Source organism: uncultured Intestinibacter sp. (genome assembly GCF_902468165.1).
Taxonomy (GTDB): domain Bacteria; phylum Bacillota; class Clostridia; order Peptostreptococcales; family Peptostreptococcaceae; genus Intestinibacter.
This window is the reverse complement of sequence record NZ_CABQXJ010000005.1, coordinates 12,682-26,246: the sequence shown is the minus strand read 5'-3', so window position 1 is coordinate 26,246 and position 13,565 is coordinate 12,682. Positions and strand designations below refer to the sequence as shown.

Annotated in this window: 11 protein-coding genes and 1 other annotated feature; all 11 genes read left to right on the top strand. The window is 29.2% G+C overall.

Annotation, left to right across the window (positions count from 1 at the left end; translation table 11 throughout):
- The first annotated feature begins 39 nt into the window (after positions 1-39).
- Positions 40-675 (top strand): endonuclease III, encoded by a 636-nt coding sequence (nth, locus tag RDX53_RS01750; protein ID WP_195931765.1) that lies wholly within the window; start codon positions 40-42, stop codon positions 673-675.
- Positions 676-699: 24 nt separating this feature from the next.
- A complete protein-coding gene (locus RDX53_RS01745) occupies positions 700-2,040 on the top strand; it encodes a VanW family protein (RefSeq protein ID WP_195931766.1) in 1,341 nt (446 codons plus the stop codon).
- 142 nt (positions 2,041-2,182) lie between these two features.
- The gene (trmL, locus tag RDX53_RS01740) at positions 2,183-2,653 is read left to right on the top strand and encodes a tRNA (uridine(34)/cytosine(34)/5-carboxymethylaminomethyluridine(34)-2'-O)-methyltransferase TrmL (RefSeq protein ID WP_195931767.1); all 471 of its coding nucleotides are present in this window, start codon (positions 2,183-2,185) and stop codon (positions 2,651-2,653) included.
- Positions 2,654-2,682: 29 nt separating this feature from the next.
- On the top strand, positions 2,683-3,525 hold the full coding sequence (locus RDX53_RS01735) for a DegV family protein (RefSeq protein ID WP_195931768.1): 843 nt from the start codon (positions 2,683-2,685) through the stop codon (positions 3,523-3,525).
- A gap of 387 nt (positions 3,526-3,912) precedes the next feature.
- Positions 3,913-4,947 (top strand): BMP family protein, encoded by a 1,035-nt coding sequence (locus tag RDX53_RS01730; RefSeq protein ID WP_195931003.1) that lies wholly within the window; start codon positions 3,913-3,915, stop codon positions 4,945-4,947.
- 353 nt (positions 4,948-5,300) lie between these two features.
- Positions 5,301-6,344 carry a BMP family protein gene (locus RDX53_RS01725; RefSeq protein WP_195931002.1) on the top strand — a complete coding sequence of 348 codons (1,044 nt, stop codon included), beginning with the start codon at positions 5,301-5,303 and terminating at the stop codon, positions 6,342-6,344.
- A 177-nt stretch (positions 6,345-6,521) separates the two neighbouring features.
- A complete protein-coding gene (locus RDX53_RS01720; protein WP_195931001.1) occupies positions 6,522-8,093 on the top strand; it encodes an ABC transporter ATP-binding protein in 1,572 nt (523 codons plus the stop codon).
- Positions 8,083-9,174 (top strand): ABC transporter permease, encoded by a 1,092-nt coding sequence (locus RDX53_RS01715; RefSeq protein WP_195931000.1) that lies wholly within the window; start codon positions 8,083-8,085, stop codon positions 9,172-9,174. Before RDX53_RS01720 ends, RDX53_RS01715 begins: the two co-directional genes overlap by 11 nt.
- Complete coding sequence (locus RDX53_RS01710; protein ID WP_195930999.1) at positions 9,174-10,109, top strand: ABC transporter permease; 936 nt, start codon at positions 9,174-9,176, stop codon at positions 10,107-10,109. The genes RDX53_RS01715 and RDX53_RS01710 overlap by 1 nt, the downstream gene beginning before the upstream one ends.
- Before the next feature lie 197 nt (positions 10,110-10,306).
- The gene (gene ytxC / locus RDX53_RS01705) at positions 10,307-11,092 is read left to right on the top strand and encodes a putative sporulation protein YtxC (protein WP_295572715.1); all 786 of its coding nucleotides are present in this window, start codon (positions 10,307-10,309) and stop codon (positions 11,090-11,092) included.
- Between the two features lie 125 nt (positions 11,093-11,217).
- Positions 11,218-11,444: a binding site (T-box leader), on the top strand.
- A gap of 126 nt (positions 11,445-11,570) precedes the next feature.
- Entirely contained in the window at positions 11,571-13,490 is a 1,920-nt protein-coding gene (gene thrS, locus RDX53_RS01700) for a threonine--tRNA ligase (protein ID WP_195930997.1), read from the top strand.
- Positions 13,491-13,565: the final 75 nt, after the last annotated feature.

Sequence of the window (13,565 nt, the reverse complement as noted above, 5' to 3'; positions counted from 1 at the left end):
TGATAAAATATGAATTTACTAAACGAGGGGGACAAAAAAATGAAAGATATAAATAAAATACTAGATGAATTAGAGAAATTATACCCAGATGCACAATGTGAACTAAATTATGAAACGCCATTTGAGCTTTTAGTAGCAACTATATTATCAGCTCAATGCACAGATGTAAGAGTTAATAAAGTAACAGAGAAATTATTCGCAAAATATAACACACCAGAACAATTTGCACAATTAACAGAAGAAGAAATAGGAGAGGAAATCAGAAGTTGTGGACTTTATAAAAGTAAATCAAAAAAAATAAAAGAAACTTCTAGAATGATTTGTGAAAACTTTGAAGGTGAAGTACCACAAACTTTAAAAGAATTAACTACACTTCCTGGTGTAGGAAGAAAAACAGCAGATGTAGTTTTAAGTAATGCTTTTAACCAAGATGCTATAGCAGTTGATACTCATGTATTTAGAGTAACAAACAGAATAGGGATAGTAAACGAGAAAACAGCAGAAAAAACAGAATTTGCACTAATGGAAGCTATTCCAAAAAATAGATGGTCACATTCTCACCATTTATTTATATTCCACGGAAGAAGAATGTGTAAAGCAAGAAAGCCAGAATGTGATTTATGTCCAATAAGAGAGGAATGTAATTATTATAATAGCACTCAAAGAAATGATTAATTACTACAGGAAGGGATGACAGCGTTGAAAAAAAATAAACTTTTAATGATGTTAGTAATTATTTTTATGCTACTAAATAATAGTATAATTTATGCATTTGACTTAGAAGGAAAAATATCAAAGAATGTATACATTGGAGAAATAGATGTATCAGACTTAACTATTGAAGAGGCTACAAAAAAGGTAAACTTATATATAGAAGAAAATAGATATTTTAATTTAATTTATAATGATAAAAAAATAAAAATAGATAAAAATACATTTGATTTAGACTATAAAATCCCACAATTAGCTCAGAATGCGTATAATGTAGGTAGAGACAAGGATATAATAACAAATATAAAAACAAAAGTTAGCTTAAAACGAGGAAATAAAGAAATAATACCAATCGTTTCTTATTATAATATTTCAAAAATAGACGAATTAATAAAACAACTTAATGAACAATTTTATATCTCACCTGTAAATGCAACTGCAGAAGTCATAAATGACAAAGTAGCTGTTACCAAAGGGAGTTATGGTCAAAATATAAATAAACAACAATTAAAAAGTATAATAATCTATAAAATTGATAACTTAAACTCTAAAGACTCTGAAATACCAATAACAGTTTTAAAGCCTAAATATACTTCTAAACAACTATCAAAAATAGACACATTATTAGGGAGTTATGAAACGTATTTTAATCCTAAAAATATAAATAGAGTAAATAATATTAGTGTTGCAACACAAGCTACAAGCAATGTAATTATAAATACTAATGAAAAATTTTCTTTTAATAATGAATTAAGAGAAAAAAATGTATATAATCAATTAAGAGAGGCTCCTATTATCTTAAATGGAAAACCAGATAAAGGAGTTGGTGGTGGAATATGCCAAGTTTCAACGACAATCTATAACGCCGCATTATATGCAGGTATGGATATAGTAGAAATAACAAACCACTCTATACCAAGCCCTTATGTCAATAAAGGACGAGATGCTACTGTATGTGAGGGGGCTATAGATTTTGTTTTTAAAAATAAATACAATACTCCAATAATAGTACACAATACAATTTTATCAAATAAAATTGTATCTAATATATATGGGAGTAGTGACGATAAAAGCGATATAGAGATTGATACAGAAGTGATTGAAACAATCACAAATAAAAAAATATATAAAAATAATTCTAAATTACGAAAAGATGTAAAAGTAGTTGAACAACCTGGAAGATTAGGATATACTGTAAATACTTTTCGCATATATAAATCAAATGGTGAAATTTTGAAAAAAGAACTGATAAATAAAAGTTATTATCCACCTTGTGATGAAATAATTTTGAAAGGAACAAAAGAAGTTCAAAATGAGGTAACAAAATAATGTTTAAATAAGTTATATTTATTTAAATCTATTTTTTAAATAATAAGTTTTTTGATATAATATAATTTAGATTTATTATAGAGTTATAATTAAATAAATTATTAAAATAATTAGCAATTGTGAATAGTATAAGGAGGAAAACATGTCAATAAACGTTGTATTAGTAGAACCAGAAATACCTCAAAATACTGGAAATATAATAAGAACTTGTGCAAATACAGGTGCAACTTTGCACTTAATTAGACCATTAGGTTTTTCATTAGAAGATAAATATTTAAAAAGATGTGGACTGGATTATTGGGATATTTCAGAAATAAAATATTATGATAGCTTTGAGGAGTTACAAGAAAAATATCCAGATGCAAAATATTATTATTCAACAACTAAAGCAGAAAAAACTCATTCAGAAATGGAATATGAAGATGGATGCTTTTTAGTGTTTGGGAAAGAAACAAAAGGGTTGCCAAAGCCTCTAGTAGAAGCTAATATGGATACTTGTATTAGAATACCTATGCTAAATATAGAAAAGGCTAGATCTCTAAACCTATCAAATTGTGTAGCTATAGTAGTATATGAAGCTATGAGACAAATTGGATATCCAGGCATGAGATAACAATTTTATGATGAAGGAGTAGTTTAACTATGGGCAAAATTAAATTAATTTGTGACAGCATGGCGGACTTAACTAAAGAACAAATAGAAAAATATGATATAGAAGTTTTACCGCTAACTGTAATATTAGAAGATAAAGAATATAAAGATGGAATAGATTTTAACTTAGATGAATTCTATGAATTATTAAAAAATAAAAAATACCCAAAAACTTCACAAGTAACATATGGCCAATTTAAAACTGCATTTGATAAATATGTAGCTGAAGGTAGAACTATTTTCTACATAGCATCATCAGCTAATGCTACAGGTAGTTATCAAAGTGCTGTAATGGCTAAAAATGATACAGAAGGGGATATACATTTATACGACGCGAGCAACCTTACTTTCGGAGCAGGTATGTTTGTACTAAGAGCAGCACAATTATTAGAAGAAGGTAAGAGTATTGATGAAATAATTTCTGAACTTAATATAATAAAAGAAAAATATTGTTTAGTATTTTCTATAGATTCTTTAAATCACCTTCAAAAAGGTGGTAGAATATCTTCTACAAAAGCTATAGTAGGAAATTTATTAAATGTAAAACCTATATGTGAGGTAAAAGATGGATTAGTTACTCAATTAGGACAAGTAAGAGGTAAGAAAAATGTTATAAACAAACTAATTGAAGTTACAGATGAATTAACAGGCGGAGATATCGATACTAGCATTATGTATGTAGGATATATGGATAATGAAAAAGAAAAAGATAAGATGGTTGAAGCCTTAAAAGAAAAATACAATCCTGACCAAATAGGAACATTTAAAGTTGGCTCTTGTATAGGGTCTCACTCAGGTCCTGGTGTTTTAGGAGTATTAAGTTTTAAAAAATAGTTGTATTTAGAGATATTTAAAGTACATATAAATAAAAATGAGTCATAATATATACAGTTTTATGACTCATTTTTTATTCGAATTTTTATGTCTATTTATAGTGATAAAGTTTCTATATATACAAATAATAAATAAATGAATTTATACAATGATTTGTGAATAAAAAGTAATTTTGAAAAAAAAGACGAACAAAAAGAAAAAAATGAAAAAAAAAGATTGATTTTTTTGAAAGAAAATAGGATAATGTAAGTGGATATATTTCGCGTGATTTCGACATATAATGTATACTAATTAAAATATTATTAAAAAAATAATATGACTTATAAATAGTCGAAATCTGCACAAAATAAAAATAACAAAAATTAGACAGTTTTGTAGGAGGACATTATGCAATTAAAAAAATTATTTGCAGTAGGGCTTGCAGCGGTAATGATGAGTTCATTATTAGTTGGATGTAGCGGAAATAAAACAGACAATAGTGAAGATGTATACAAAATAGGTATGATATCTGATACTGGTGGAGTGAACGACGAATCATTTAACCAATCTACTTGGGAAGGGTTACAACAAGCTCAAGAAAAATACGGAAAAGATAAAGTACAAGTTAAATATGTAGAGTCTAGTCAAGAAGCTGACTATACACCAAACATAGAAACATTTGTAGAAGAAGATTTAGATTTAATAATTGGTGTTGGATATAAAATAGCAGGTGCAATAGAAGAAGCATCTAAAAACTATCCAGATGTACAATTTGCAATAATAGACCATGCTTATGACAAACAACCAGAAAATGTAACTTCATTAATATATGAAGATAATACAGCAGCTTACTTAGCTGGATTAATAGCAGCTAAAAAGACTGAAACTAATAAAGTTGCATTCATAGGTGGAATGAAAAGTGCTACATTAGATAAATTCGAATATGGATTTAGAGCAGGAGTTAAAGCTGCAAATCCAGATTGTGAAATATCTGTAAGATATGCAAACAGCTTCAGCGATGCAGCATTAGCAAAATCAATAGCTAACCAAATGCACAAAGACGGTGTTGATGTAATATATACAGCAGCAGGTGCAGCTGGAACAGGTGCTATAGAAGCAGCTAAAGAAAACAAAAAAATGGCTATAGGTGTTGATATAGATCAAAATCCTTTAGCTCCAGAAAATGTAATATCATCAACAGTAAAAAATATAAACGTATCAATAGTTAACTTAGTAGGTGAAATATTAGATGGAAACTACCAAGGTGGACAAGTTATAGTTAATACACTTGCAAGTGGTGGTGTTGGATTATCAGATTCAACAAAAGATCATGTTTCTAAAGACATACTTGACTATGTTAACGAACAAGCTGATAAAATAAAATCTGGAGAAATAAAAGTTCCAGAAAATGAAAAACAGTACAATGAAATAGTTGGGAAATAAGTTATACTATAAATAATATATGAATTAATTAATAGCTATCAAAAGGTTTAAACCTATTGATAGCTATTTTTATGTCGATATTATGTCGATATATAGTGTATTTTTGGAAAATAAGTAAAATTAAATATTTAATGTAATAAAAAATTAAAAAAAAATTAATTTTATATTGAAATTTTAATGAGAAAATAGGATAATAGATAAAGGTAAAAAATCGTGCAATTATTATATATGTGTTACACAATATGAAATATTACTATAAGTTTATCATAATATATAAAGAATTAATAACTTATAAATAATATAAGAAAATTTGCACAAAATAAAAACAGAATAGAGAACGCTAGGAGGACAAAATGCAATTAAAGAAATTATTTGCAATAGGACTTGCATTCACAATGATGACAACACTATTAGTTGGATGCAGCAATAAGAATGATGGTGCTGATAATACTTCAAAAGACGTATACACTATTGGGATGATAACAGATACAGGTGGAGTTAATGATGAATCATTCAACCAATCTACTTGGGAAGGTTTACAAAAAGCAGAAGAGAAATATGGAAGTGACAAAGTAAAAGTAAAATACTTAGAGTCTACTAAAGATGCAGATTACGTTCCAAACATAGAAACATTCGTTGAAGAAGATTTAGATTTAATAATAGGTGTTGGTTATAAAACTGCAGATGCTATAGCAGAAGCAGCTAAAAACTATCCAGAAAAACAATTTGCTGTAGTTGACCATGCTTATGAAGAACAACCAGAAAATGTTACTTCATTAGTATATGAAGATAATACTTCATCATATTTAGCAGGATTAATAGCTGGTAAAATGACTGAAACAAACAAAGTAGCATTTATAAGTGGTATGGAGAGTGTTGTATTAAACAGATTCCAATATGGATATATGGCAGGAGTTAAAGCTGCAAATCCAGATTGTGAAGTAGTTGTAAGATGCGCAAATAGTTTTAATGATGCTGCATTAGGTAAATCAATAGCTAACCAAATGCATAAAGACGGTGTTGATGTAATATTCACAGCAGCAGGTGCAGTTGGTACAGGAGCTATAGAAGCTGCTAAAGAAAATGGAAAAATGGCTATTGGTGTTGATACAGACCAAAATGTATTAGCTCCAGATAACGTAATAACATCAGCTGTTAAAAATGTAGACGTATCAGTTATAGACTTAATAGGTCAAATGATAGATGGAAATTACAAAGGTGGACAAGTTATAACAAATACACTTGCAAGTGGTGGTGTTGGTATAGCTAAAACTACTGATAAAAATGTTCCAGCAGACATATTAAAATATGTTGAAGAACAAGCTGAATTAGTTAAAAGCGGTGAAATAAAAGTTCCTCAAAATGAGAAAGAATACAATGAAATAGTTGGAAAATAATTTTTTAAAACTAACTAAATAAAGTATATTTCTGGCGGAATTAGAAAACTTTTAAAATACAAATAGATTCTATAAAAAATGGATAATATATATATGTATTATCCATTTTTTTAAGTAGACGATTAATGTCGGATATAGAATATTATTAATTAAAAAAATAAGGAGGACAGTGTGAGCATGGAAAATAGTTATATAGATTACAATCATAAAAGTATACAAATGAAAAATATAACTAAGAAATTTGGCGATTTCGTTGCCAATGACAACATCAACTTGACTGTACACAAGGGAGAGGTACATGCACTTTTAGGTGAAAATGGTGCAGGTAAATCAACTCTAATGAACATCTTATATGGATTATACACTCCAACTTCAGGTGAAATTCATATAAACGAAGAATTAGTTAATATCGAAAATCCTAGCGTTGCAATAAGCAAAGGGATAGGAATGGTTCACCAACATTTCATGTTAATAGGAACTTTTACAGTTGCACAAAACATAATTTTAGGTAGTGAAACTACTAAATTTATGGGAACTTTAGATATGAACAAAGCTATAAAAGATGTAGAAGAAATATCTAAAAGATATGGTTTAGCTATAGACCCAATGGCAAAGGTAGATGATATATCAGTAGGTATGCAACAAAGAGTTGAAATATTAAAAGCTCTATATAGAGGAGCTGATATGTTAATACTTGACGAACCAACAGCAGTTTTAACACCACAAGAAATAGAAGATTTAATAAAAATCATCAGAAACTTAACTAAAGAAGGTAAGTCAGTTATAATAATAACTCATAAATTAAAAGAGATAAAAGCAATAGCAGATCATTGTACTGTTATAAGAAGAGGTAAATACATCGATACTGTAAAAGTTGATGAAGTTACAGAAGATGATTTAGCAACAATGATGGTTGGTAGAGAAGTTAACTTCAAAGTTGATAAAGAAGATGCTCAACCAAAAGAAACAGTACTAGAAATAAATGATTTAGTTGTAAAAGACAGCAGAAAAATTTCAGCTGTAGACGGATTATCTTTAGAAGTAAGAGCTGGAGAAATAGTAGGTATAGCTGGTATAGACGGAAATGGACAAAGTGAATTAGTTGAAGCTTTAACTGGTCTTAGAAAATGTCATAGCGGAAGCATAAAAATAAACGGACATGAAATAGTAAATAATACTCCAAAACAAATCTTCAAAAAAGGTATAAAAAATATACCAGAAGATAGACATAAAAGAGGTCTTGTTTTAGATTTCACTGTTGCAGAAAACTCTATATTACAAAACTACAAAGATGCTAGATTCTCTAAAAATAGCATAATAAACAAAGACGCAATGGACAAACATGCAAAATCAATAATTTCAAGATTTGACGTTAGACCTACAGATTACACTCAAAAAACTAGAGCACTTTCTGGTGGTAACCAACAAAAAATAATCATAGGTAGAGAGGTTATGAATATAGAGAGATCTAGACAAGAAACAAATGAATCTCAATTATTAATAGCGACTCAACCTACAAGAGGACTTGATGTTGGTGCGATAGAATTCGTTCACAAAGCATTAGTTGAACAAAGAGATGCAGGAAATGCTGTTTTACTTGTATCATTAGAATTAGACGAAGTAATGAACGTATCAGACAGAATAGCTGTTATGTACGAAGGTAAAATAGTAGGAATAGTAGATGCAAAAACTACAGACGAAAATACTCTTGGACTTATGATGGCAGGAGGTGCAGTAGATGGAAAATAAAATAGCAAAAAAGAAAAGTTTTCTTAATGATACTTTCTTATTCTCAGTACTATCAGTAGTATTAGGACTTCTAGTTGGTGCAATAGCATTAATGTTATCTGGACATAACCCAATAACAGTTTATGCTGCATTAATAGACGGTATAATCGGTAAGCCTAAATATATAGCATGGACTATAATAAGAGCGACACCATTAATACTTACAGGTTTATCAATTGCCTTTGCATTTAAAACAGGTCTGTTCAATATAGGTGCAGAAGGTCAATTTATAATAGGTGCTTTAGTAGCAGTTTTAGTTGGTGCAGGTTTAGATTTACCAGCAATAATCCATATACCACTTACTTTACTTTGTGCAGCACTTGCTGGTGCAATATGGGGTGGAGTAGCAGGATGGTTAAAATCTAAATTCGGAATAAATGAAGTTATAGCAAACATAATGTTAAACTGGATAGCTTTCTATCTAAGCAACTTTGTATTAATGACTTCATGGTTAAAAGTACCTAATAGTGAAACATCAGTACCTATAAAAGATAGTGCAAAAATAAGCATAGATTGGTTAAAAGGTTTAGTTGGTCCAGCGACTAGTGTAAACTGGGGGATTGTTATATCTATAATTATAGTTATCATAATCGCATTTATATTAGCAAAAACAACTTTAGGATTCGAGCTTAGAGCAGTTGGATTCAACAAATTCGGTGCAGAGTATGCAGGTATAAATGTAAACTCTTCTATATTAAAATCTATGGCTATAGCAGGTATGATAGCTGCAATAGCAGGTGCAATACAAGTTATGGGTGTTACAAATGTTATAACAGTACTTCCAGCTCAAGAAGGATATGGATTTGATGGTATAGCAGTTGCACTTATAGCAAACAATAACCCAATTGGTGTTATATTCTCAGGATTATTATTCGGTGCATTCAAATATGGTGGAACAAAAATGCAATCAGTTGGTGCTCCATCAGAAGTTATAAGTATAATAATCGGATCAATAGTTTACTTCATAGCATTAGTACATGTTATTAAAATAGCTGTTCAAAAAATGAGCAAAAAAAGAAAAAATGAAGGGGTGAATGAATAATGAATGATTTAGCGATAATCCTTAGTACAACTTTAATGTATTCTACTCCCCTTATATTTACAGCACTTGGTGGTATCTTTTCAGAGAATTCAGGTATAGTAAATATAGGACTTGAAGGGATGATGACAATAGGAGCTTTTGTCGGAGCTACAGCAGGATACCTAACAGGTAATCCATGGATTGGTTTATTATGTGCTGGTATAGCAGGTGGTATATTCGCCTTAATTCACGGTATAGCAACTATTAGTTTCAATGCAGACCACACAATATCTGGGGTTGCAATAAACTTATTAGCTCCAGGGGTTGCATTATTTACATCTAAAATATTATTCAATGGTTCAGTTACAACACCAACTATACCAATGGAAAATAAAATTCCAAGACCTTTAAATGGTGTATTTGAATCAGGAAGCATATTAGATACTATATTCAATACTTATGCTACAACATATATAGCATTAGCAATGATAGTTGTAGTTTGGTTTGTATTATATAAAACTAAGTTCGGTCTTAGAGTAAGAGCTGTTGGTGAGCATCCAGGTGCAGCAGATACTTTAGGTATAAATGTATCAAGAGTTAGATATACAAGTGTTATTCTTTCAGGTATATTAGCAGGTATAGGTGGAGCTTCTATGAGTTTAGCTATAGTTTCAACATTCAGACCAGCTTTAATATCAGGACAAGGGTATATAGCTTTAGCAGCTGTTATATTTGGTAAATGGAGACCACAATGGGCAGGAGCGGCTTGTCTATTATTCGGTTTCTCAACAGGACTTACAGTTTATTTAGGAAATCCATCATTAGGAATAACTATAAACGAAAACTTATTATCAATGTTACCTTATATAGTAACATTAGTAATGTTAATATTATTTGTTAGAACATCTAAAGCTCCGGCTGCTTTAGGTAATCCATACAAAAAAGGTGAAAGATAATAAAAATTAAATTATAAAAAAAGCTGTAGATTTTAAATTAATCTACAGCCTTTTTTATTCTATAAAGTTATCAATTTAATTTAACCAATATATCCAAAATGTGAATTAAAAAATAAAAAATAGACATAATACTATATAGATATATTTAAACTACTTTTCTGATTTGACGGAAGGGAACGATTATATTGACTAATAATATGATACATATAAGTTATTTACCACAGCATGATTATATGGTTAAGTTATTTATGAAAAATAATTGTAATAAATATATTATATGTAATGAGCATTTAAGAGATTTATGTGTAGATATTGATATGGAAAATGAGGAACATAAAGAAGAAGCAATTAATGGGGTAATAGAACTAATATTAATTATCTTAAAGGATAAAAATTTAAAAGAATACATATGGAATAACTACAGAAATTTAAATAATGAAGAAAAGGAGGAAATATATCGAGAAGCTAAATGTCTCCTTGATAAAAAAGAACCATTTATAATAAATACGATTTACAATAAATTAGTTGAATTTATAGAATCAGAAAAGGTGTTAAATATAGACGGTTTTTTTAGGTTTAGAATGAGAGATTTTATGGTGTATATATCTATAATAAGTGATATAGCACTTGAAGAATATTTAATAAAGAGAGATAAAAATCAATTTATAAATACTTTAAAATATTTTATAGAATCACAAGAACATAAAATTGATTTATTAATAATACATATAATGAAAGATAGCAGCTTTAGGTTTTTTGACAGAAATGGAATCGAAATAAATAATAAAGAAAGCGAAGAAATGATGAGCATGATTATGAAGGAGGATCTAAACTACGAAGACTGTCTAATAAGTGTATTATTAGCTTTATGCCCTAAAAAAATAGAAATAATAGATGATTTAAAAAATGATACTTCAAAGGAAATAATAGAAAATATAAAGATAATATTCGAAGACAACGTAAAAATTATTAATAGAAATTAATTTGGCTTATAAAGTTAAAAAACTATCATAATTATAAAGTCTTATAAAAATTTTGTTGAATATTATTATTGAATGATTTTTAAGTATCTGTTATAATCTAAATCATAATAGTTAATAATTAAAATATAATCGCTATGAAGAGGACAAGTAAATAAGAATTTATTTTACTAGAGAGTAAGGTCACCGGCTGAAAGCCTTATAAAATAAACTTGTTGAAAAACTACCTCGGAGCGGAACTTATTAGCACATAGTGTGAAAGTGTTCGGTTGACAACCTTATAGTCATCAAGAGGATTTATTTTCATTAAATAAATCAACTTGGGTGGAACCACGATATCGTACTCGTCCCAACTTTCTGGGACGAGTTTTTTTATTATTTATATGAAATCTAAATAATGGAATCAAAGAATATATTTTCTTGATTTAGTTAGAGTAATTATAAATTTAAAATTTATTAGAAAAAATACAGGAGGAAAAAAATGATTAAAGTTACATTAAAAGACGGTTCAATTAAAGAATTCGAAGGCAAAATATCAGTATTAGATATAGCAAAATCAATCAGTGAAGGTTTAGCTAGAGCTGTTGTTGCAGCTTCAGTTAACGGACAAACTGTAGGTCTTGACTACGTAGTAAGTGAAGATTGTGAATTAAACTTATACAAATTTGATGATGAAGAAGGAAAAGACGTATTCAGACATACATCAGCTCATATGTTAGCACAAGCTTTAAAAAGATTATATCCAGGAGTTAAACTTGCTATAGGGCCAAGTATAGAAAATGGATTCTACTATGATATAGATTTAGATCATAGAATAACAGAAGAAGAATTAGCTAAAATAGAAGCTGAAATGAAAAAAATAGCTAAAGAAGATTTAAAAATAGAAAGATATGAACTTCCAAAAGAAGAAGCTTTAAAATGGGCTAAAGAAAATGGAGAAGACTACAAAGTTGAATTAATAGAAGAATTACCAGAAGGTGAAGTAATATCATTCTACAAACAAGGTGATTTCGCTGACTTATGTAGAGGGCCACATCTTCCATCAACTAAAAAAGTTAAAGCTGTAAAATTATTAAGTGTTGCAGGTGCTTACTGGCGTGGAGATGAAAAAAATAAAATGCTTCAAAGAATATACGGAACTTCATTCGAAAAAAATAAAGATTTAGAAGCATACTTACACTTAATGGAAGAAGCTAAGAAAAGAGACCACAGAAAATTAGGTAAAGAATTAGATTTATTCTTCATACCAGAAGAAGGACCAGGATTCCCATTATTCATGCCTAAAGGTATGCAACTTAAAAATGCATTATTAGAATTCTGGAGAGAAGTACATAGAGAAGATAACTATGTTGAAATAGAAACTCCAATAATATTAAACAGACATTTATGGGAAACTTCAGGACACTGGTATCACTACAAAGAAAATATGTATACTGTTAAAATAGACGACCAAGATTTCGCTATAAAACCAATGAACTGCCCAGGTGGAATGTTATATTACAAATCAAAACCACATTCTTATAGAGATTTCCCTATGAGAGTTGCTGAGCTTGGTAGAGTTCACAGACATGAATTATCAGGTGCTTTACATGGTCTTATGAGAGTTAGAGCATTCACTCAAGATGATGCGCATATATTCATGTTACCAGAACAAATAAAAGACGAAATAAAAGACGTAGTTAGACTTATAGACAGCGTATACAAAGTATTCGGATTCCAATATGGAATAGAGTTATCTACTAGACCAGAAGATTCTATGGGTACTGATGAAGAGTGGGAAATAGCTGAAAATGGTTTAAGAGAAGCTTTAGAAGAATTAGGTTTAGCTTATGAAATAAATGAAGGTGATGGAGCATTCTATGGACCAAAAATAGACTTCCACTTAAGAGATTGCTTAGGTAGAACATGGCAATGTGGTACTATACAATTAGATATGCAATTACCACAAAGATTCGATGCTACTTATATAGGACAAGATGGTGAAAAACATAGACCAGTTATGATACACAGAGTTTTATTAGGTAGTATAGAAAGATTTATAGGAATATTAATAGAGCATTATGCTGGTAAATTCCCAGTTTGGATAGCTCCAACTCAAGTTAAAATACTTCCTATATCTGATAAATACAACGATTATGCTAAAGCAGTTAAAGATGCTTTATTTGCTAAAGGTTTAAGAGTTGAAATAGATGACAGAGCGGAAAAAATGGGCTTCAAAATAAGAGAAGCACAATTAGAAAAAGTTCCTTACATGTTAGTTGTAGGTGAAAAAGAAGTTGAAGCAAATGCTGTTTCAGTTAGATCAAGAGATAAAGGTGAGATGGGTAGCTTATCAGTAGACGAATTTGTTGCTATGGTATGTAAAGAAGTTGAAGATAAAGTTAACGTAATACAAGACTAATTAAAATTTTTATATAATAAAAAGAGCTTTTGGATATTCTATATCTTAAAGCTCTTTTTTTATTATATATATGAA

What these genes read in the sequence shown, in the direction of transcription:
- nth (WP_195931765.1), top strand. Translation starts at nt 40, where the DNA reads ATGAAAGATATAAATAAAATACTAGATGAATTAGAGAAATTATACCCA.
- trmL (WP_195931767.1), top strand. Translation starts at nt 2,183, where the DNA reads ATGTCAATAAACGTTGTATTAGTAGAACCAGAAATACCTCAAAATACT.
- RDX53_RS01735 (WP_195931768.1), top strand. Translation starts at nt 2,683, where the DNA reads ATGGGCAAAATTAAATTAATTTGTGACAGCATGGCGGACTTAACTAAA.
- RDX53_RS01730 (WP_195931003.1), top strand. Translation starts at nt 3,913, where the DNA reads ATGCAATTAAAAAAATTATTTGCAGTAGGGCTTGCAGCGGTAATGATG.
- RDX53_RS01725 (WP_195931002.1), top strand. Translation starts at nt 5,301, where the DNA reads ATGCAATTAAAGAAATTATTTGCAATAGGACTTGCATTCACAATGATG.
- RDX53_RS01720 (WP_195931001.1), top strand. Translation starts at nt 6,522, where the DNA reads ATGGAAAATAGTTATATAGATTACAATCATAAAAGTATACAAATGAAA.
- RDX53_RS01715 (WP_195931000.1), top strand. Translation starts at nt 8,083, where the DNA reads ATGGAAAATAAAATAGCAAAAAAGAAAAGTTTTCTTAATGATACTTTC.
- RDX53_RS01710 (WP_195930999.1), top strand. Translation starts at nt 9,174, where the DNA reads ATGAATGATTTAGCGATAATCCTTAGTACAACTTTAATGTATTCTACT.
- ytxC (WP_295572715.1), top strand. Translation starts at nt 10,307, where the DNA reads ATGATACATATAAGTTATTTACCACAGCATGATTATATGGTTAAGTTA.
- thrS (WP_195930997.1), top strand. Translation starts at nt 11,571, where the DNA reads ATGATTAAAGTTACATTAAAAGACGGTTCAATTAAAGAATTCGAAGGC.